A 20,651-nucleotide genomic window follows, 5' to 3' on the forward strand; every position below is an offset into this window, starting at 1 on the left:
GCTGCCGCGACGAGGTCGCCTACCGGGCGGCCCCGCCGACTTCCCGGATTATCGCGGATAACTCGTTCACGCCGTACGGCTTGGCCATCAGGCGCAGCCCGTGCTTCTCCGTCAGCTCGATGACGCCCGCGTCGGTCGTCGCTCCCGTGGCGATGACCATGCGCGAGATGAGCTGCGGCGCGACGCGTTCCAAGCCGGCGACGACATCGCCGGCCGTCTCGCTTCCGAGGCGGTAGTCGCAGAGGACCATGTCGAATTCCGAGTGAGCCGCCAGTTCGACCGCGGACGCGCTGGTATCCGCCGTGGCGCATTCGTGGCCCATGCTCGCGATGAGGCGCTGGCAGACCTTCCGCAGGCTCGGCTCGTCGTCGACGACGAGGACGCGGATCGTCCCGGCCGCCGCGGGCGCGGAGTCCAGGCGCGGGCGCGCGGGCTCATCCGCCGCGGCCGGCAGGGTGAACGTGAAGGTCGTTCCAACGCCGGGAGAAGATTCGACGCGAAGCTCGCCGTTGTGTGACTGGACGATGGAGTGGGAGAGCGAAAGCCCGAGGCCCGTCCCCTGCCCTTGCTTGGTGGTGAAGAACGGTTCGAAGACGCGGCTCCGGGTGGCCTCGTCCATCCCCGACCCTGTGTCGGAGACGCTGATCTGCGTACGGCCGTCGCGGCTGGTGGCGCGGATGCGGATGTGCCGCTCAGGCCGGCCGGTGAGCGCCTGTTCGGCGTTCGTAACCAGGTTGAGGAGCACCTGGGTGAGCTGCTGTTCGTTGCCCCACGCCATGCACGGCTGCTCGATGGCGATGTCCCAGCGGATGCCCTGTTGCGTCCAGGCGGCACGCCGCAAGCGCTCGATGTGGGCGACGAGGTCTGCGACAGGGATGACCGTGCGCGTGGTGTCGCCCGGCTTCACCACGAAAAGCAGGTCGCGGACGATGTTCCGCGCCCGCAGGGCCTCCTTCTGGACGATCGCGAGTTCCTCTGAAAGCGGTGCAGCGTGGGACGAAAGGGTCATGACTTCGGTGAAACCGAGGATGGCGGTAAGCGGGTTGTTGAGTTCGTGAGCAACGCCACCGACAAGTTCACCGAGGGCCGCCAGCCGGGAAGCCTGTTCGATCTCCTGGCGGTGGCGGGCCTGCTCCGCCTCCCGCGCGACATCGGCCGAGACGTCGGTCACGACGAGGAGCACCTTCATGACCGGGTCGTTGAGGGGGACCACTTCGTAGTCCAACCAGACCGGCCTCCCGTCGATCGGAATCGATGCGCGCCCGCGCGAACCCGTCCCCTCTTCGAACACGGCGCGGAAGCCTTCCTGCGCCGATTCCGGAAGGCTTCCGGTGATTTCGCGCCAGGTCGTCGCGCGCTGAGCAGGGTCGACGGTCTTGAGAATCTTTCGCCCCAGTCCGTTGGCGAAGAGGACTCGTCCCTCGCCGTCCGAGACGATGACGCCCTCGGAGAGACTGCCAAGGATGAGGCTGTAGACGGCCGCCTGTTGCACCAGCTCGGCCTCGGCCCGGGCGGCTTCCACGGCAGGCCCGACGAACTGGACCATGCGCCTCAAGAGCGCCAGGGCGCGCTCGCCGAAGTGGTAATCCCGATCCCAGGTGCTGATGAACAGCGCGCCCGCCGGGACTCCGGCCGCATGGTAGGTGGTGAGGACGTACTCCTGCAGGCTCCCGTGGGCGGTCCTGTTCATATCGGGGAGGTTCTCGGGGCGGCCCACTCCCTGGCCCTCGCGCTGTGCCTGGAGGCCGGCGTCGGTCATCGGCAGAGCGACGGTGTCCGTGCCCAGTGCGCGCTTCGCCCGGTCGCTCTTCACCGGGAAGACGAACGCGTCGCCCTCGATCAGGCCGTAGTTCGCGAACGCGCTGGGCACGACTGCGGCGATCGCGGCAGGGATCGCATCGGTGATGTCGAAGCTCGATGCCGCCCGCGCTGCTACCGCCGCGACCTCGCTGAGGATGCGGTCGTCGTCGGCCTCTTCGCGCCGCCGCCGGTTTTCGCGGGCGTTGGACATCGCCGGGCCGGTGATGTCCGCGATGAGCCGGAGCATGCGCTTGTCGCGGTCGGAGAACACGTGATCCGCTACGGGAGTACCAACGAAGAGGAGGCCGACAGGCACACCACCGGAGGTCGCGACGGTGTCGGTGTAGCGGACCACGCCCACGGACTTGATGATTTGGAGCGTCGCCTCCGTGACGGGTGAATCGAGGTCGCCCTCCGTTTGTCCCTGTTCGATCGAATGCCGGGTAAGCGGGTGAATCGGGCGGCGGTTGCGCCCGTCCCAGAGCACGACCTCGTCGCCTTCGATGTAGCTGAACCCGACTCGTGCCTGCGGGACGAACCTGCGGATCGGCTTCGCCAGCCGTTTCAGGAGGTCGCCTTCGGTCGACCCGGTGGCGAGCGCCGCGGCGGCCTCCGCGAGCACGCGCTGCTCGTCTGCGTCCTCCTGGCGTCTCCGGCTTTCTCGGGCGTTCGCGAAGGCGGGGCCGGCCATGTCGGCGATGAGTCGCAGCAGCCGCAGTTCCCGAGCATCAATCACCTCGCCGCGCGTGGCCACTGCCAGCATGCCGCGGCTTTCGCCCGCCGCGCTGAGCGAGGTAAGGGCGAGTCGTTCCGCGCCGGCGGCTTCGAGCATCTCCCTGCCGGCCGGCCCAAGGTCTGGCCATGGCCGCGCAATGGCCACCTGGCCTTCTTCCATCGCCCTCCGCAGTTGCGGCCCGAACCGGCCCCCTACGCCTTCGGGCGAATGGACTTCTTCTGCGCCCGGAGCCGCCAGGAAGAACGCGTCCACCAGGGCGTCGGATATGAAACGCCGGATGGGCGCGTGCAATGCCTCTATGATCGCTTGTTCGCTCGTTCCACTGGCGAGGGCGGCGGCGGCTTCCGCCAGGATTCGTTGCTCTTCCGCATCAAGCCGGGCACGGAACGCCGTCCGAGCGTTCTCCATGGCCGGGCCGAGGATATCGGCGATGAGCCGGCACAGCCGCAGGTCGCGTTCGCCCGGCGAAAACGCGGCATCCCGTGAACCGACGATGAGCATGCCGACCACTGCACCGCCGGAAGTCGCGCGGGTGACAATGTGCGCTTCGATGCCAAGGCCGTCCGGCCGCAGCGCCCACTCCCCGCTGCGATGTTCCTGTGCGGGGACGACGGCCTGGCCATCCTCCAGCGCGCGCAAGAATCGCGGGCCGTTCGGCACGCGTTCCTGCTGTCCCGTGCGCGATGGGTAGAGACAGGCGTCGCCTTCGAGGTATCCGAAGTTGACGAATGGCCGCGGGACGAACCGGGCCACGGCCTCGCGCAGTGCGAGCACGATTCGAAGAGGCTCGATCTCGCGTGCGGCCGCCGCAGCCGCTATGGCGATGATCGCCTGGTCTTCTGCTTCTTCGCGCTCGCGCTCTGCTGCCCGGGCGTTGGCCATCGCCGGGCCGATGATGTCGGCGAAGAGGCGGCAGAGCCGCAAGACGCGCTCGCCGGGCGACCATGAGGGGTCGCGCGAACCGATGAGCAGGAAGCCGACGACGGTGCTCGCCGAGTCGGCCCTGGAGAGGACATGGCCCTGGAGCCGGGCGCGGCGGGCGGATGAGATGCGTTCTCCCACTTCTCCCGCCGCCTCGCGCGCCTCGAGGCCGGGGACGACCGACTGCCCAGACTCAAGCGCGGCACGGTAGTGCGGCCCCACTGCCTGCCGGTCGCGCGAGCCGTCGTTCTCCCGAAAGACGACCTTGCCATCTTCGTAATGCCCGAAGCGGACGAATGGTTCGGGGACGAAGCGGGCGACCGCTTCTCCCAGGCTGACGGCGATCGCGGACGGGCTCCCTTCGCGCGCGACAGCGGCGGCTGCGGCCGCGATGATCGCCTGGTCCTCGGATTCCTGCCGTTCCCGTGCCGCGGCGCGGGCGTTCGCCATTGCCGGCCCCACAATGCCGGCAATCTGGCGCCACAGTCGTAACTCCCGCTCGCCGGCAACGAACTGCTCGTCGCGCGAGCCAACCAGGAGGAGACCCACGGGCATACCCCCGGACTTCGCAAGCGTGACCACGAAGGCCCGGAGGCCATAGCGTTCGGCTTCGCGGCGCGCCTCGGGGACCGCCGGACGATGGTCGCTCCCGACGGCCCGCTGCCCGGTCTCGATGGCAGAGCGGAAGACCGGCGTGATGGGCAGGGTAACCACGGAGTCGGCAGCGTCGGCGAAGACGACACTGTCGCCTTCGATATACCCGAAGCTCACGAACGGAGCGGGGATGAAGCCTTCGAGCGCGTCGCGGAGGCTCCGGGAGATCCCGTTCGCGTCGGTCTTCCGGGCAACGGCCGCCGCCGCTTCGGCGATGATCGCCTGCTCCTCGGCTTCGGCCTCGCTCCGTGCGAGCCGTCTCCGGTTCGCGATCGCCTGCGCGAGCATCAGGCTCAGCGTCCGCAGGAAGCTCTCTTCGTCGTCGCTGAACCGCGCCTCGGCCTTGCGCCCGAAAGCGATGAGCCCCTGCACTTCTCCGTCTTGCTGGAGGACTGTCGAAACCAGGCGCCCGATCCCGGCCTCGCGCACCAGGCCGATGAACGGCGTCGACTCTGGAAGAGACCCGGGCCTGAACTGCACGACCGGGCTCTCTGCTGCCAGCTGGTCCGGCCCGCCGGCATCGCGGAACGTGACCGTCGAGCCAGTCAGGCTCGCGAATTCCGGCCACGACCCCACCACCCGAAGCGTCTCCGGCTCATCCGCTCGTTCCAGCAGTGCGGCATAGTCGACGCGGAGTGCGCGTTCCAGCAGGTTCAGCAACCTCTGGAAGATCCCCTCGATGCGTTCACCCGCGTTGAGGAGGACGGCGACTTCGTTCAGCGTCCGCGCGCGCGCAGCTGCGACTTCGGTGCGTTCCCGGCCGCGTTGGCTCGTGATCGACTGGGAGAGGATGGACCGCAGGACCGCGATGAACGCCTGTTCGTCGTCATCGAACTTGCGGCCGTTTCGGCGAGCGAAGACGAGCATGCCAAAGAGCAACGGGCCATCACGCAGGAACGAGAGCGCTGCCCGGTGGTATCCATGCTGGCTGAGCGTTGCCCCCCGGCTTTCATCGGGCCGGATCTGGATGAAGTCCTCGCCGGTCGCGAGGTCGCGGACCCAGGCGTCCGATTCCGCGGATGCGGTGACGCCTATGTGGGTGTTCGCCGGCACTTCGGCCTGGACTCTGAAGTCGCCCTCGTTGTCCGCGACCAGGCCAATGTAGTCGACGAGGAGGCAGCCCTGGAGGATCGCCGGGAGCCGTTCGAAGATGGAATCGAGCGGCTCGTTGGCCTGGAGAGCCGAGAGCAGTGTGCTGGCGGCTCTCGAGCGGGCGGCATTGAGGTGCGCCCGTTCGAGCTCGATGCCCTGGCGTACTGCCTGCGCCAGCAGGCGCGCCGCCGCCCGGAGGAACGCGAGATGCTCGGGCGGGAACGGGCCCTTTGCGAACTTCGCGACGGTGAGCAACCCGTAGACCGAGTCTCCGTCGAGCAGGGGCGCCGTCCACGCGCGCTCGAACCCATACTCGGCCATCTGCTTCGGGCCTTCGAATTCGAGCCGCGCAGGGATGTATTCGGAACCCTCCCGGAAAGCCTTCATCCCTTCGAGGCCGACGGCCTCGCTGCGGATGAGCGATCCCGCCGTGGTCTCGCGCCAGAGCGAGGGGACGCTCCCGACGGAGAGGAGGAACTCGGGGTCGGCCGTCGCGACGAGCAGGGTTGCGTAGTCGAACGTGATGCTCGCGCTGATGTGGCGTGCGAAAGGCATGAAGAGTTCATCGACGCCGCGCCGTTCGCTGATCTGCAGCGAGAGATCGAGGAGGAGGTCGCGGTGTTCGGCCGAGAGCTGGTCAGAAAGGTCCATGCGATCGCGGTTCCATCGCCATTCACTGAGTTTCGCCCTCAGTGCGAATGCTCGCCTATGAGGGAACTCCCGCATAGGGGCCAGCATGCCATCCGTGCCCGCGCACCTTCCTCCCCTCTGCATCCAACCTCCTGTACCCTGTGCCTCCATGCATCCGCACTCCCGCTTCTATTCCTCCCAGCGCCTGGAGATGCACTACGCAGTCTGGGGCGACGAGTCCAAACCGCCGCTGATCCTCGTCCATGGGACGCGCGACCATGCCCGCTCGTGGGACCGCGTCGCCGAGGCGCTAGTCGACCGCTACTGCGTCTATGCCCCGGACCTGCGGGGCCACGGCGATTCCGCCTGGGCGCTCGGCGGGAACTACTCGATCATCGATTACGCACTCGACCTCCACGCTCTCGGCGAGGCCATCGGTCGCGGCCCCTACACGGTGGTCGGCCACTCGCTGGGTGGCGGCGTGACCCTGCAATACGCGGGCACCTTCCCGGAGAAGGTGAGCCGGGTGATCACCATCGAGGGCCTTGGCGGCCTGGGTTGGGGCCGCGAACGCCGGCCCGCCCACATGCGCATGCGCGATTGGGTCGAAAGCATGCACCGCCTGGAAGGCCGCAGCCTGCATGTCTACTCCTCGCTGGAGGAGGCTACGGAACGCATGGTCTCGGCGAACCGCCACCTGACGCCCGAACTCGCCCGCCACCTGACTGAACACGGTGTCCGCCGGACGGACGAGGGTTACACCTGGAAGTTCGACAACTACACGCGGGCCGGCTCGCCCTACGAGTTCAACATGGAGGATGCTCGCGACCTCTGGAACCAGATCCGTTGCCCGATGCTGATCCTCTGGGGCAAGGAGAGCTGGGGGAATCGTTCGGGCGTGCTCGATCTCAGTTCGTTCCACGATTACCGCTCGGTAGAAGTCGCCAACGCGGGCCACTGGGTCCACCACGACCAGTTCGACGTGTTCATGGAGCACGTGAACGCATTCCTCAATGAGTAGGCCGCCCTTGTCCCTTCAAGCTCCCCTCCTGCGATTCGTCGCGACGTCCCTGGTCTTCGGTACAGCCGTGCTCGGCCTTGCCGCCTGCGGCGACGATGACGACGGCGATACGGCGGATGGGTCCCCTTCGAAAGCGACCGCAACGGCCACCTCCGTGAAGGGCAATGTGGCTGCCCAGAGCGCCCTCGGAAAGAAGATCAACGAGACCGCGGTGCCCGAGTCCATGGCGAACGGGCGCCGCCTGGGCGCCGCCGATGCGAAGGTCGTCATCGAAGCCTATGAGGACTTCGGCTGCCCGCACTGCCTCGATTTCACCGCGAACATCGAGCCCCGGATCCTCCAGGAGTATGTGACTTCGGGCAAGGTGGCGTTCGAGTACCGGTATTTCCCCCTCCGGCAGCTCACCGCGGGGGCCGCCATCGCGGCGGAGTGCGCCTCGGCACAGAACAAGTTCTGGCCCTTCCACCGGGCGCTCTTCATCGCCCAGGCCGAGGCAGCCGAGAGGACCGGGCCAAGCCTCACGGAGGCCTTCGCGCTGGCGAATCTCAAGAAGATCGCCGCCGACGCGGGCCTTGATCCTGCAAGCTTCGAGACCTGCGTTGTCGGTGATACGGCCCTGAACGCCGTCCAGGCCGACCTCAAGAAGGCGAACGAACTCGGCCTTCCGGGAACGCCCTCGTTCGTCATCAACGGCCAGGTGACGCCCACGCCAGAGGACTTCGCAGCGTGGAAGAAGCTGCTGGACAGCCTGCTGAAGTAGAGCAGTCTGCCATCGCTCCCGGTTCGGTCGTTCGCCTTCCGCGGGAGCGAGGCTCTACCATCCCCACATGCGAGTCTGGTCATTCGCCGAAGGGCGTTGGAACGAAGGCGAACACGCGGGCACGCCGCTCTGGTTCGACCTGCACCGCGCGGACGAACAGGCCCTCCGCGACCTCGCCCGGCGCTTCGCCCTGCACCACCTGGCCATCGACGACTGCCTCTCGCCGTACGTCCACACGCCCAAGCTGGAGGACTTCGACGGCTACCTCTTCGCCGTCTTGGCCGATATGGCGGACGGCCCGGATGGTCCGCTGGTTGAGGAGCTCGATGTCTTCGTCGGTAGCGATTTCCTCATCACCTACCACGACCGGCCCGAAACCCCGCCCGCGATAGAGGCGCTCTACAGCGCCATCAAGCAGGGGATCTCGGTGCGGCCGGGGGTCTCGGGGCTGTTCTACGAGGTAGCCGATCGGACGGTCGATGCGATGATCCCGCGCGTTACTGCCATGGCGGCCGAACTGGACGACATCGAGGATCGCATCTTCACCGGGAGCGACGTCCGCGAAAACCACAGGCGGGTGCTTGCCCGGAGAGCGCTGGCAGGGAACCTCCGCCGCTTGCTCACGCCGGAGCTACAGTTCCTCCTTCGCCTGGGGCGCGGCGAGGCCTCCGTCGTCGATCGCACCGAAATCCCCTACTTCCGCGATGTCTACGACCACCTCCTGCGGGTGGACCTTGCGCTCGAGGAGTTGCGCGAGGACACCGAGGTCGCCCTCAGCATGTACCTCAGCTCGCTCAACAACCGCCTGAGCGAGGTCATGAAGGTGATCGCCGTGGTCTCCGCCCTGGCGCTGCCGGGGACGCTCATCACCGGCGTCTTTGGGACGAACTTCGATAACGTCCCAGGCCTCCACAGCAACTGGGGCTTCGCCCTCATGATGACTGGCATCTTCGGCGCCGCGGGCAGCATGGCCTGGTTCTTCCACCGCCGCGGCTGGTTCTAACCGTGGACCTCGGGGCTTTCGCGGCCGATACCGAGGGCTGGCGGCTTGCCGTCGCACTCGGCATCGGGCTCCTGCTTGGCCTCGAACGCGAACGGCGCAAGGGTAGCGGTCCGTCGCGTGCTCCCGCAGGGATCCGGACTTTTGCCCTTGTTGCGCTGTTTGGCGGGATCTCCATGGCCATCGGGGGTGTCGCTGTCCTTGCCGTGGGCCTCGGCTTCGTCGCCGCTATCGCGGTCGTTGCCTACGCCCTCGGCGACCGCTCAGACCCGGGGGTGACCACGGAGGTGGCGCTGGGGGTCGCGTTTCTGCTCGGGGCGCTCGCCCAGGAAGAGCCGTCGCTCGCGGCCGGTTTCGGAGTCGTCGTCGCCATCTTGCTCGCGGCGCGCGAATACCTCCAGCGGTTCGTCGCGAGTGTGTTGAGCGAGCAGGAGTTGTACGACGGGCTGCTGCTCGGCGCGGCAGCGCTCGTGATCCTGCCTCTCGTCCCGGATGAAGCTATCGGGCCGTATGACGCCTTCAACCCGTTCACGATCTGGAGGCTGGTGGTCCTCGTAATGGCCGTCGGGGCGGTGGGCTATATCGCGGTGCGGCTGCTCGGCGCCCGCCTGGGGCTGCCCGTTTCCGGGTTCGCCTCGGGCTTCATTTCGAGCTCGGCCACGATCGGGGCGATGGGTGCACGCGCTCGCAAAGACCCGTCAATCAGGCGTCCGGCGGTCGCTGGAGCGGTGCTCTCCACGCTGGCGACGGTCGTCCAGTTGGTCCTGGTCGTCGGCGCGACGGACCGCCACGCCCTCCGCGAAATCGGCCCCTCCATGGCCGTGGCGGGGGTCGCGGCCGCTGGCTATGGCCTCGTCTTCGGGCTTCGCGCCCTCCGCCACGACGGCGAGAACGCCATCGCCAGGGGCCGGGCCTTCGAACCCAGGACCGCCGTGCTCTTCGCTCTCGCCGTGGGCGCGATCCTCTTCGCCTCAGCGTTCCTGAACGATGTCTTCGGGACGGCCGGGGCCACGATTTCGGCGGCAGCCGCGGGGTTCGCCGATACGCATTCGGCGGCAATTTCAGTGGCCTCGCTGGTCGCGTCCGGCAACCTCGAAGCGAAGGACGCGGTCATCCCAATCCTCGCCGCGTTCACCACCAACTCCCTCACGAAGGCGGTCCTCGCCTGGACGGCCGGTGGCCGGGGGTACGCCTTCCAGGTCTGGCCCGGACTGCTGCTGGTGCTGGTAGCGGCCTGGGCTGGTTGGGCGCTAACGGCGCTGTAGCGGCAAACGAAGCACGCTCCCTCCGGTTGCCGGGATGCAGCGAGGCACGGAGCGGACTCCGTGCCTCGGGCGATGGGGCCTGGCTGGAAGGCGGGTCAGGCGGCGGAGCGGCGCTCCTCGTTCGTCAGGAAGTCGCCGTCGGCCAGGGAGTTCTTGAACAGCCGGTACTCGCCGCACGTCTTGCAGACAGCGGGGCTCTGGGGGCCGTTCGCCTCCTCGATCATCCAGTGATGCATGTGCTGTTCCCCGGTTGCCCGGGTAGAAGGCTGTTCGGGCGTCCTGGCATGCATGTGAAAACTCCTTGTTGTGGTCGCACGGCAGTATTCGGCAATGTGATGACGACCGTAGTGGTCCAAACGGGCACTACCGGGTGGCCGGAAGAGCCGAATTCGGTGGCCGAACCGGCCAGCCGTCAGGCAGCGGTCCGGTGTTCTTCGTTCGTGATGAAGTCCGTGTCTTCCAGCCAGTTCTTGAACGCCTTCGTCGCGCCGCAGCGCTTGCAGCGGCCCATCGAGACCGGGCCCGCGGCTTCTTCAATCAGCCAGTGGTGCGCGTGCTCGGCGCGGGGAGTGATTTCGTGGATCGTAGCTTCCATTTCAGGTGTCTCCTGGTTGCCCGGGTGGTCCGCCCGGGGTGCTCTCTGTGTTGACCAGATAGTAGGTACACCCTTACATCGCCACTCCCGACCACCGGGTGACGCGGGCTCCCCCGAAAGTCGGAAACTGTGATGCGGTGCACACTGCGGAGGATGCGCCCGGGGGGTTTGGCCCAAATTGGAACAACATGAGATTTCTCCAATCCTCAGCGAGCGCTTAACCAGCGTTTACGGAGACTCGGGGCGGGATTGGATAGCCGGATTTCCCGCACTCCTCAACCGAATTCGCAGCGAGTGGGACCTCGCCGGTATCGGGGCGACGTTCCCGTATGTGGGCTACGCCTGGGTCGCGCCGGTCACCCTCGCGAACGGCGGCAAAGCCGTGCTCAAGCTCGCGCCCCCCGACAAGGAGTTCGCCAGCGAGATCGGTGCACTGGGAATCTATGCTGGGCGCGGCGCGGCGAAACTCCTCGCCTCGGACCCCGCTGCCACGGCACTCCTGCTCGAGCGACTGGAACCTGGAACAACCCTCGCCGAACTCAACGACGACATCCTGGCGACTGAGATCGCCGGCCAGTCGTTCACGAGGCTCTTCCGTCCGCTCCCGGCAGGACACTCCTTCCCAACGATCGAGCGCTGGGGGCAGGCCTTTGCGCGCGTCCGCGCCGCGAACGACGGCGGCAGCGGCCGTTTTCCGCCCGAGCTCTTCGACCCCGCCGAGCGCATCTACTTCGAACTCGGCGCGGGCCAGGACGAACCGATGCTCCTCCACGGCGACCTGCACCACTGGAATATCCTCCGGGCAGAACGCGAGCCGTGGCTGGCGATCGACCCGAAGGGCCTCGCCGGCGAACCCGCTTACGAGGTGGGGGCGCTGCTCCGAAACAGGCTCGACGCTGGAGAGGACGTGCTCCAGCTGACGCTGCGGCGCATCGCCCAGCTCTCCGAGATCCTGGGGGTCGACCGGGAGCGGCTGAAGCGCTGGGCCTTCGCGCAGGGTGTCCTCAGTGCGCTCTGGACCTTCGAGGACCACGGCGAGCTTGGTGAAAAGCACCTGGTGCTGCCGCGTGCACTGTTGCCAGCGATAGCGGGCGCGTAGTCCCGGTTTGGACGCGACGCGCTCGGTTGTTCAGCCTAGCTCATCTCCAGCGCCAGCACGGTCGCCAGCGAGTCAATGGCATCTTCCGGCAGGGCGATAGTCACCTCGCCCTTGGGGTCTCTGTTGAACCACGAATCGACGATGGAGCAGCGCGTGGTGAACGTGAGTTCCTGGCCGCTGGCGAGCACCGTCACGCGCTTCACCCGCTTGATTGGCACCCCGCGAACGGTGACGGATTCGTAGGGCCGCATCAGCAGGTGGAGGTAGGTGGTGTTCCCTCGCTTCGTGCTCGGGCCGTAAAACTGCCACGGCTCCAGGCCTGGCTCGGTGCCGGCGATGCTCTCACCGTTGCCGCTGAGCCAGCGCTGCATCGCCCCGAGGATGGCGCGTTGTTCGGGCATGATGCTGCCATCTCCCATGGGGCTTACGTTCAGGAGAAGGTTGCCGCCCCGTCCCGCGACTTCGCACAGCGTGTGCACTACCTGGCGCGGAGACTTCCATGCCGTGTCCGACGGGTTGTAGCCCCAGCTTTCGTTCAAGGTCATGCAGGTTTCCCACGTGCGCGCCGGGGCCTGGGCGGGGACGAACTGTTCCGGTGTCTCGAAGTCGCCCACCGTCGGCAGTCGGTCGTTGATCAATATCTCCGGCTGGAGCCCGCGGATGAGTGCCTCCAGCTCGACCGCCTTCCACTGCTCGGGAGCTCGTTCCCAGCCGCCATCGAACCAGATGACATCGATCTTGCCGTAGTTCGTCAGGAGTTCCCGCACCTGCTCGAACATGTCCGCAAGGAACCGTTCCCACTGCTCCGGGGTAGGCGGCCGGGACCGGCCGAAACGGTAAGGCTTGTCCTCGTCGATGAACGCCGGGTAGTCGGCGTGGCGCCAGTCGATCAATGAGAAGTAGAGGCCGATACGGAGGCCCTCGGCCCGGAACGCGTCGACGAACTCCCTCACGATGTCGCGGCCAAAGGGCGAGTGTTCGACGCCGAAGTCCGAGGTCTTCGTGTGGAACATCGCGTATCCGTCGTGGTGCTTGGTCGTGAAGACGGCGTACTGCATGCCAAGTGCCTTCGCCGTTCGCGCGAGGGCGGCAGGGTCCCAGTGTCCGGGGTTGAAGGTCGCCGCCGAAGACTGGTAGGCGGCGACAGTCATGTCGGATTCGGGGAGGGCCGCGTTCCCACCGACCATCGGCCACGAGAGCTCGACGCCCTGCTGCGAGGAGTGCCCCCAGTGGATGAACATGCCGAATCGCGCACTATCGAACCAGGTCATGCTGCGCGATTCTACGCCCACCAGCGCCGCAGATTCCCTGCCGTCCGTCTCACGCTGACGCTCTGCGCCGGAGGAGCCACGCAAGTGCCTCATCGCGGTCGCGGAAGACGCAGGCAATCTCGTCCTCCGGGACCCCGGCCGTGAGCCATGCCTGCCGGACCACGCCGAACTGCCAGTCCTCCGGGGCGTAGGCAGCGAGCCGCACCTTCCGGCTGACGATTTCGCGGTGGTGAGGGACGAGCCTTTCCGGCGGTATCTCCCACTTCGTCACGCCGGAAAAGTCCACCAGGAGGCGCCGCCGCTTGAAGACCGCCGCCCACTCCTCCGGGGAGAGCATTTCGGCGCCGGGGACAACGCCGCTCACGGTCACTTCGATGTGCGAAAGGGCGTCTCGCATCTGGTGAGGCATGAGTTGCGATAGTAGGGTCGGCCACTCCTCGGTGCCAGTCGGCCGCGGACCGCGTGGATCAGCGGGGAAGCTGTTCCGCGTGCAGCCCGAAGAGCGGTGGCGGTTCCAGGCCCAGCTGGCGCAGGTATTCGCAAAGCTGGCTTCGATGGTGCGTCTCGTGCTCGATGAGGCCGCCCATCACCCGGCGCCAGGCCGGGAACGGCTCCCCGATCGTCTGCGGGATGTACTTCTCCAGGTCCGCATCCACCAGCCCGGCGATGACCTTCTTCCCCGTCCGCAGGATGAGCCGCCGAAGCGCGAGCGCATCGGTCCCCGGCCTCACGACGTGTCCCCGGTAGTGAATCTCGCCCGTCTGGATGCCGCCGAGGTTCATCAAGCGTGTGTTCGCGATGTGCGTCACAAGCTCGCCCACGCTGAACTCGCCCGGGGCGGGGCGCCAGTCCACATCTTCATCGCGCAGCCGCTCGACCGCTTCGTAGGTGCGCGCATGGACGTTCGTGGCGTACTTAATCAGGTCCTCTTTGCCAATCATCGGACGAGCGTAGCGGCTGTGCCGGGCGGCTCCAAGGGCTCAACCGGATGCGCGCGGATCCGTTGCCGAGTCGCCACAGGTCGGGGTTCTTCCTGATCTGCAGACGAGAGAAAGATCTGTACACTCCCGGCACCCCGGGGCGTATAACTCCCACGCACCTGCCAGGGAAGGAACCCGATGGCCGAGACTCTCCCCGAGAGAGCGCTGACGAACAACCCGGTGCTGCGGGAGATGCTCGAATGCGGCGGCGTGTGCCTCTGGGAGACTGACCTTACGACTGACGTGACCGTCTACCAGGACGGTTTCTGGGAACAGTACGGCTACAGTACCGCGTCCCTCGCGAACACCAGGGACATGTTGAAGGTGGTCCACCCCGACGACAGGCGGGCCATGTCGAGCGCCTTCGGCGCTCACCTCGCCGGGGAGACCCCGTTTTACCAGGCGGTCTGGCGGGTGGTCTCGCCATCGGGCGAGCTGCACTGGCTGCTCTCGCGCGGGAAGGTGACGGCACGGGCCGCCGATGGCGCGCCGCTGCGGATGCTGGGCGTCTACAACGACATCACCGAACTGAAACGCTCGGAGGCCAGCCTCGCCGAGTCCCACGCCGAGCTCGATGCGGTCTTCCGCAGCTCCACCGACGGGCTTGCGGTCGTGGCCCCGGATCTCACGTTGATCCGGGCGAACGCCGCTGCGTTGAGGCTCGTCAGGCGCCTGGGCGCCTACGAACTCGTCGAAGGCGAGTCCATCCAGAACGTTCCCGCCTTCTATCCCGACCGGCCAGTGATGGCCGATGTCGCCCGCACGCTCGCCGGCGAAGCAGGCGTTCCGCCACGCGCGATAGCGGCGCGTGACGGCATCGCATGGTGGGAGTTTTCCTACTCGGCCGTTCGCGGCCCGGCCGGCGAGGTCCTGGGGGCGGCCATCACCGTCCGGGACATCACCGAGCAGAAGCGCCTCGAAGAGGTGCGCATGCGGTCCCTCCGCCTGGAGTCCATGGGCTTGCTCGCGGGCGGCATCGCCCACGACTTCAACAACTTGCTCGCCGCAATCGTCGGAAATATCGAACTCGCCCAGCTGGCCGTGAGCGACCCGGACGTTGCGGCAGAACTCGGCGACGCTCGCGATGCCGCGGGGCGGGCGGCCGAGCTGGTTGGCAAGCTCCTCGCTTTCTCCGGCCGCCAGGACAGCGCCACCGGCCCGGTGGATTTCGCCGATCTCGTCCTCGAGATGGCGCGCTTTGCCGGCAAGATCCCCGGCCACCACACCCCGATCCAGACCTCCATCCCGCTCCCGCTGCCCGCGCTGGTGGCCGACGCCACCCAGCTGCGCCAGCTCGTCCTCAACCTCCTCGTCAATGCCCTCGATGCCACCCGCGAGCATGGCTCTTCCATCCACGTCCGCGCCTTCACCGTCTTCGACCCGATCGACCTCCCGGATGACCTCCTCCTCGAACCCCGCCCGGCGGCTTCCTACGTCGTCCTCGAGGTGAGCGACGATGGCCCCGGCATGGACAAGGAAACCATCGCCAGGATCTTCGACCCGTTCTTCACGACGAAGCCTTCGGGACACGGCCTCGGGCTGGCGTCAGTCCTCGGCGCCGTCCGCAGCCACGGCGGTTCCATCGCCGTGGCGACGGAACCGGACGCCGGCGCTTCGTTCTTCATCGTCCTTCCCGTCCCGGGGGGACCGCTTACCCGCGCGTAGTCCCTCGCCTGGCGCCGCGGCTGACATCGAGGCATCGCCGTTCGCCCGGGATCATCCCGACGCTGGGGCGATGCAGCACACCGGCACGCTCCGCGGCTACCAGGCCCGCATCCTCTTCTCGTTGCTCTGGAACATCCGCGATTCCCCGGGCGAAACCTTTACCGTGATGCTCCCCAGGCAAGCCGGCAAGAACGAAGTCTCGGCCGCGCTCGTCTCCAACCTCCTGGTTTCGCGCCAGGCCGAGGGCGGCAGCATCGTCGTCTGCGCCCCTACCCTCTATCCCCAGGCGAGCATCAGCTTCGAGCGCACCGCCGCCCACCTCCGCGCTGGTGCGAAGCGTTTCGGCCTCGCCTTCGCCATCGAAGGGCACACGCTGCGCTGCGGCTCGGCCTCGGCCGTCTTCCTCAGCGGCTCGCCCACCGCCAACGTCGCCGGCCACACCGCCTCCATCCTCTTAATAGGAGACGAAGCGCAGGACCTCGACGAGGACTGGTTCAACCGCCAGTTCCGCCCGATGACCGCATCGACCGGTGCTGCCACCGTCCTCTTCGGGACACCCTGGCAGGGCGATTCGCTGCTCGAAAAGGCCGTCGCCGCCAACCGCCGCCACGATGACGCCGCCACGGACCCCCGCGCCGCATTCCACCCGTGGCACAACCAGGCGAGCTGGCGAGACGTGGCCGGGCACCTCCCCGCCTATGGCCGCTACGTGCACCAGGAACGCGACCGCCTCGGCGCGGACCACCCCGTCTTCCTCAGCCAGTACGAACTCGTTGCAGCCCAGGCCGAACGGCGGCTCTTCAGCCTGGCCCAGGTCTGGTCGCTCGAAGGCGCCTTCGGCCCGCTGGCGGCGCCGCTCCCCGGCGAGCGTTACACCGGCGGCCTCGATTTCGCCGGCGAAGGCCCCGGCGGCGACGCCACCGTCCTGACCATCGCCCGCATCGGCGATGAGGGGGCCGAAGTCGTCGCCGTGACGGTGTGGCGTGGCGAGCCGTTCGAACTCCTCGCCGCCGAAGTCCAGGCACTTGCCCGCCAGTGGCGGCTCGAGCGGCTCGTCTGCGATGCCACCGGCATGGGCGCACCGCTCGCCGCGGGCCTGCGGCGAGCGCTCGGCCCGCGTGTCGAATCGCTCACCTTCAGCCGCCCGGAGAAATCCGCCCTCGGGTTCGACCTCATCGCCGCGGCATCGACCGGTGCGCTCCGCATCGCCCCGCCGTTGACACCCGGCCTGCAGACGCTCTGGGACGAACTTCGGGCCTGCCGCGCGGACCCCGAACCCGGCGGCCAGCTCTCCTGGGGCGCTCCTCCCGGCCTTCACGATGACTGCGTCGCTTCGCTCGCCCTCTGCCTTCGCGCCGCCCGGGGCACAGGGCCTGCCCGCCTCGCCCGGGGCCGCCCCGGCCGCTGACGGGCGCCTGTCCCGGGGGCGACTGGCTGTGCGGCCAGCCACCGCCTGCCGAATACTCCCGTATATGTCGCATCCGTCGCGTGGGTACCACCCGGAGTTCGAAGCCTTGCGCCGGGAATACAACGACTTCCGCTACTTCCTGCCGGATGCCCTGGTCGAGGTCAACCTCGATTCGTTCCAGGTGCTCTACCTCAACCGCCAGGCGGAACTCATGTTCGGCTACTCGGCCGGCGATGTTGCTGGCGGCCTGAGCGGCAGCGCACTGGTCGCCGCCGATGCCTTGCCCGGCGCCATCCAGCTTCTCCAGCGCTACGTTTCCGAAAGCCGCGCGACCGGCGCCCCGTACACCCGCAGCGGCGTCGTCGAGATCTTCGAACACCTCCTCCGCCGCAAGGATGGCTCCAGCTTCTGGGCCGAATCACAGACCGCATTCGTGCTCGATGACCGTGGCGTCCCCGTCCGCATGCTCACCATCATCCGCGATGTCTCCGCCCGCAAGCTCCTCGAAGCCGCGCGCCAACCCCTGGTCGACGGCCTGCGCGCGGACAACGAGGACCGCTAAGCCGCTCCGGCCCCCCTGGGGCGGATCGGGTGGGGTTAGTTCGCCATTTCTTTCGTGGTGCCCGGGTTCACGATCGAGATCCCCATCGGCGCCCAGGTGCAGCTGCACTTGCTGGTGGCCGTCAGCGCCGGGAAGTTGTTGATCATCGTCTTCGATGCCCCCGGGGTCCACGGCGTGGTGATCGGGATGCACGGCGCCGTCGCCCCGACCGCCTTGGCCGCCACCGCAGCCGGGTTCATCGGCGAATTGCAGATCCCGAACGGCATGATGTTCGTCATCGGCACGAAATCCATGATCGTCGCCGCGAACTTGTTCTCCAGGTTCACCGGCGCGCCCTTCGGCACCACCACAAGCACACCCGGCGCCGCACCGAACTGGCACATGATCTGGGCAGACATCGCGGCGGCAGGCGGCATGCCCGCCAGTATACCCTCCTCACCACCACCACCATCCGAGGCGCGTCCGGCAGGGCGCGCCCACGCCCACACCACCACGGCGCACGGCCATCACCACCACCACCACCATCCGAGGCGCGTCCGGCAGGGCGCGCTCACGACCACACCACCACGGCCTCCGACCATCACCACCACCACCATCCGAGGCGCGTCCGGCAGGGCGCGCCCACGCCCACACCACCACGGCGCACGGCATCATCCACCACCACCACCATCCGAGGCGCGTCCGGCAGGGCGCGCCCATGCCCACACCACCACGGCGCCCGGCCACCACCACCACCACCATCCGAGGCGCGTCCGGCAGGGCGCGCTCGCCACACACCAGCCAGGCATCATCCACCACCACCACCATCAGGGCGCGTCCGGCAGGGCGCGCTCACGCCCACACCACCACGGCGTCCGACCACCACCACCACACACGCTCACGCCAACCACCCGTGCCCTCCCGGCACGAGCGCGCCCTCCCGGACGCGCCTCCGACCACCGCCACCCCCGTCGCCCCGCCCGGTAAATGTGCGATCGGCCACATTTTCTCGCCCTTAACGCCTTGCTATCGCTCTATGTAAAGCACTATCCTCCGTCACCGTCGATCCACTGCATGTCCACCGTTAACTTCTGGTGCTCATACAGAGTTTCTACGGACGGGAAGTAGGGTTTTCCCCTATCCTTCCCTTGATGTTCACTGTACGTCCCCCAAAGGGCGTCGAAAGTGGATGCTCCGTGGCCAGCGCGTTAGCAAACCGGAATGCCCGGCCGGTTTGTAAGAAACCCTGGAGCCACCTGTCGGATACCGGGAGATGGAGCACTCGGAGTAGCGGAGGGTTAGGGAAGTAGCGGAACACATGACCACTGGGGAAGAGAGCTCGGGGAGGAACTGGAGCTCGAATCTTCGCAATGGCCGGCATCGGGAATGCAGGCCCCACACAGGACGGAGACCCATATGACTCTAGCCCTTTACGGAAAGAGCCGGAAACGCCAGGGAGGACTCATCTTCTCGGCGTTCATGGCCATCATGGTCGCTGCCATCGGCGGCGTTCGCCATGATCGGCACGGCTTTCGCACAACAACCGAATACGACAGGACTTCCCACCTGCCAGAACGACCGGATGGTGCTTGGACGATCCGGGAAGTCGCTCCAGAATGCTAAGCGGCACCACCGCGCACGCCACTAGCGTCAACCTGAGGTCTCGGCGTACTCGACAACGGCCCGATGGGCGACCATCCGACTTCCATCCGGCACCGTCCCCGGCGTCGAGTTGAACGTTAAGCAATCAACCGCGCCTGCTGGACCCGACGCTTCCCGGATATCAACAACTCGCTATCGTTCGTCGACCTGGCCTGCGGTTTCGTGGATTCCAACAACAGCGCCGACCAGGTGCCTCTCCGGGACTGAGCGCAAGATCATCGCCTGAAGACGCCGACGGCAAGATCACTGGACCGCGACGCGGCCACGGCGACGTCAAGAAGACCGGCCAACCACTCGAGCAACACGCGGCTCCTTCTCGGAGGCGGCCTTGAAGGCCCCCGAACACGATCCTCGACGTCACGACCGGCGACGCCCCAGCGACGGCAATCTCACGACTTCTCAGGTAGTTGAAGCCGCTGCCACGGGGCCGAGACGCAGTTCCTGCCGGTCGACAACCAGAGCATCGGGAACGCCGGCTGCGGCAACCAGACGAACGGCTTCACCTCGGCTCGCCGGCGACCCGCGACCTCCGACGTTGACGACGAGGACGCCGTCACCGAGGATGCTTCCGGCAAATGGGCGTCAAGGCCCAGCTCTGAGTGAAGAAGGTCCTTCCCGGCGGCGGGCGCCGGTATCCCAGCGGCGCGACTCGTTCAACCGCCAGCAGCGAGAACCTGGACGGTTCCAACCTTGAGAATAGCCCGACGAACATCAGCCAGTCGCCCCCGTAACGCCAGACCTGGGATGAGGACGGGGCCGCCTTCCGCCGTGACGAAGGATCACCCTGCCGCCCAACCTGGGCCAGCCGATGGCCCGACGATCCGCTCCGGTGCACCAACGGCCTGATGACCTCGACCGCTGCCACCTGGGACACCGCCCGGCCCAGTGTTCTTGAACAACATCGACAACGGCGACGCCGTCACGGTCTGCTTCAAGAATACCTACACGCCGCCCGTGGTTCCCGACCCCACCTTCGTCAAGGTGAAGGAAAACACGAGCTACGACGCGACCTACGCCTACTGGGCGATCGCAATCCACAACAACCAGCCCGGCGCGGTCGCGCAGACAGGCCTCGTTGTGACAGACACGACGTACGCGAACGCCTACGTCCATGCGGTTTCGCCTCCCGGTTCCTGCGCTCCCAGCACCGGCACCGGCCCCTGGACGTGCAGCGTCACCGCAGGTGGCACCACCACCCTTCGGTTGCGCGTGCCGCTCTCATCGACTCCTGGCTCCCTCTGCACGGGCCGCGAACTGGATAACGCAGCCACCGTGGTTACGGCCGCTGGCGCCCAGCTCTCCCAAACGCCGGGCGGGGCTCCAGACCTCGACCACATCTCCATCCCGGCCACCGCGGATGGCGGTTGCATCACTGTCGAGAAGTCGAAGGGCGTCGCGAACGGCAACAAGGTTGACTGGACTGTCACGTTCCACAACAGCGGCCCCCCGCGACGGTCGCCATGAGCGACGGCTACCGGACGCCGGCTCCGGCACCAACCTCGACAACCCGGGCCTGACCTGCGGCGCTGCTCGGCAGCGTGCCGCGAGGAC

18 protein-coding genes are annotated in these 20,651 nt (G+C 67.4%); 10 read left to right on the forward strand and 8 right to left on the reverse strand.

Going from position 1 to position 20,651, the window contains the following annotated elements; translation table 11 throughout:
- Window positions 1–19 precede the first annotated feature (19 nt).
- Entirely contained in the window at window positions 20–5,854 is a 5,835-nt protein-coding gene (locus IPG14_RS15435; protein WP_343392414.1) for an ATP-binding protein, read from the reverse strand.
- 148 nt (window positions 5,855–6,002) lie between these two features.
- Between IPG14_RS15435 and IPG14_RS15440 the strand changes: the two genes are divergently transcribed.
- The 4 genes from IPG14_RS15440 to IPG14_RS15455 all read left to right on the forward strand — a co-directional run bounded on the left by IPG14_RS15440 (window position 6,003) and on the right by IPG14_RS15455 (window position 9,879).
- Window positions 6,003–6,854: an alpha/beta hydrolase gene (locus IPG14_RS15440; protein ID WP_343392415.1), complete on the forward strand. Its 852-nt coding sequence runs from the start codon at window positions 6,003–6,005 to the stop codon at window positions 6,852–6,854.
- A gap of 7 nt (window positions 6,855–6,861) precedes the next feature.
- The gene (locus IPG14_RS15445; protein ID WP_343392416.1) at window positions 6,862–7,614 is read left to right on the forward strand and encodes a thioredoxin domain-containing protein; all 753 of its coding nucleotides are present in this window, start codon (window positions 6,862–6,864) and stop codon (window positions 7,612–7,614) included.
- A 67-nt stretch (window positions 7,615–7,681) separates the two neighbouring features.
- The gene (locus IPG14_RS15450) at window positions 7,682–8,617 is read left to right on the forward strand and encodes a magnesium transporter CorA family protein (RefSeq protein ID WP_343392417.1); all 936 of its coding nucleotides are present in this window, start codon (window positions 7,682–7,684) and stop codon (window positions 8,615–8,617) included.
- Between the two features lie 2 nt (window positions 8,618–8,619).
- Window positions 8,620–9,879 carry a DUF4010 domain-containing protein gene (locus IPG14_RS15455; RefSeq protein WP_343386436.1) on the forward strand — a complete coding sequence of 420 codons (1,260 nt, stop codon included), beginning with the start codon at window positions 8,620–8,622 and terminating at the stop codon, window positions 9,877–9,879.
- Window positions 9,880–9,974: 95 nt separating this feature from the next.
- On the opposite strand, the gene IPG14_RS15460 is transcribed toward IPG14_RS15455, so the two are convergent.
- Window positions 9,975–10,169 carry a hypothetical protein gene (locus IPG14_RS15460; protein WP_343386437.1) on the reverse strand — a complete coding sequence of 65 codons (195 nt, stop codon included), beginning with the start codon at window positions 10,167–10,169 and terminating at the stop codon, window positions 9,975–9,977.
- A 122-nt stretch (window positions 10,170–10,291) separates the two neighbouring features.
- Window positions 10,292–10,474, reverse strand: a complete 183-nt coding sequence (locus tag IPG14_RS15465; RefSeq protein ID WP_343386438.1) for a hypothetical protein — start codon at window positions 10,472–10,474, stop codon at window positions 10,292–10,294.
- A 178-nt stretch (window positions 10,475–10,652) separates the two neighbouring features.
- On the opposite strand from IPG14_RS15465, the gene IPG14_RS15470 reads away from it, so the two are divergent.
- Complete coding sequence (locus IPG14_RS15470; protein WP_343392418.1) at window positions 10,653–11,573, forward strand: aminoglycoside phosphotransferase family protein; 921 nt, start codon at window positions 10,653–10,655, stop codon at window positions 11,571–11,573.
- Between the two features lie 35 nt (window positions 11,574–11,608).
- Here the strand turns inward: IPG14_RS15470 and IPG14_RS15475 are convergent, their stop codons facing one another.
- The 3 genes from IPG14_RS15475 to IPG14_RS15485 are packed head-to-tail and all read right to left on the reverse strand — an operon-like array spanning window position 11,609 to window position 13,785.
- Window positions 11,609–12,844, reverse strand: a complete 1,236-nt coding sequence (locus tag IPG14_RS15475; protein ID WP_343392419.1) for an alpha-L-fucosidase — start codon at window positions 12,842–12,844, stop codon at window positions 11,609–11,611.
- Between the two features lie 49 nt (window positions 12,845–12,893).
- Window positions 12,894–13,253, reverse strand: coding sequence for a hypothetical protein (locus tag IPG14_RS15480; protein WP_343386441.1), 360 nt, complete (start codon window positions 13,251–13,253; stop codon window positions 12,894–12,896).
- 58 nt (window positions 13,254–13,311) lie between these two features.
- Window positions 13,312–13,785: a DinB family protein gene (locus IPG14_RS15485; RefSeq protein ID WP_343392420.1), complete on the reverse strand. Its 474-nt coding sequence runs from the start codon at window positions 13,783–13,785 to the stop codon at window positions 13,312–13,314.
- A 177-nt stretch (window positions 13,786–13,962) separates the two neighbouring features.
- On the opposite strand from IPG14_RS15485, the gene IPG14_RS15490 reads away from it, so the two are divergent.
- From IPG14_RS15490 to IPG14_RS15500, 3 genes are all read left to right on the forward strand, one after another.
- Window positions 13,963–15,489, forward strand: a complete 1,527-nt coding sequence (locus IPG14_RS15490) for an ATP-binding protein (protein ID WP_343392421.1) — start codon at window positions 13,963–13,965, stop codon at window positions 15,487–15,489.
- Window positions 15,490–15,559: 70 nt separating this feature from the next.
- Window positions 15,560–16,897, forward strand: coding sequence for a hypothetical protein (locus IPG14_RS15495; RefSeq protein WP_343392422.1), 1,338 nt, complete (start codon window positions 15,560–15,562; stop codon window positions 16,895–16,897).
- A gap of 64 nt (window positions 16,898–16,961) precedes the next feature.
- The gene (locus tag IPG14_RS15500; protein WP_343392423.1) at window positions 16,962–17,459 is read left to right on the forward strand and encodes a PAS domain-containing protein; all 498 of its coding nucleotides are present in this window, start codon (window positions 16,962–16,964) and stop codon (window positions 17,457–17,459) included.
- Window positions 17,460–17,494: 35 nt separating this feature from the next.
- Here the strand turns inward: IPG14_RS15500 and IPG14_RS15505 are convergent, their stop codons facing one another.
- Window positions 17,495–17,875, reverse strand: a complete 381-nt coding sequence (locus IPG14_RS15505) for a DUF4280 domain-containing protein (protein ID WP_343392424.1) — start codon at window positions 17,873–17,875, stop codon at window positions 17,495–17,497.
- A gap of 19 nt (window positions 17,876–17,894) precedes the next feature.
- Window positions 17,895–18,266 (reverse strand): hypothetical protein, encoded by a 372-nt coding sequence (locus tag IPG14_RS15510; RefSeq protein WP_343392425.1) that lies wholly within the window; start codon window positions 18,264–18,266, stop codon window positions 17,895–17,897.
- 588 nt (window positions 18,267–18,854) lie between these two features.
- Between IPG14_RS15510 and IPG14_RS15515 the strand changes: the two genes are divergently transcribed.
- Entirely contained in the window at window positions 18,855–19,061 is a 207-nt protein-coding gene (locus tag IPG14_RS15515) for a hypothetical protein (RefSeq protein ID WP_343392426.1), read from the forward strand.
- A 924-nt stretch (window positions 19,062–19,985) separates the two neighbouring features.
- Window positions 19,986–20,564, forward strand: a complete 579-nt coding sequence (locus IPG14_RS15520) for a hypothetical protein (RefSeq protein WP_343392427.1) — start codon at window positions 19,986–19,988, stop codon at window positions 20,562–20,564.
- The last annotated feature ends 87 nt before the right edge of the window (window positions 20,565–20,651 follow it).

It is taken from the genome of Candidatus Amarobacter glycogenicus, assembly GCF_016704105.1.
Classification (GTDB): Bacteria; Chloroflexota; Dehalococcoidia; order Tepidiformales; family Tepidiformaceae; genus Amarobacter; species Amarobacter glycogenicus.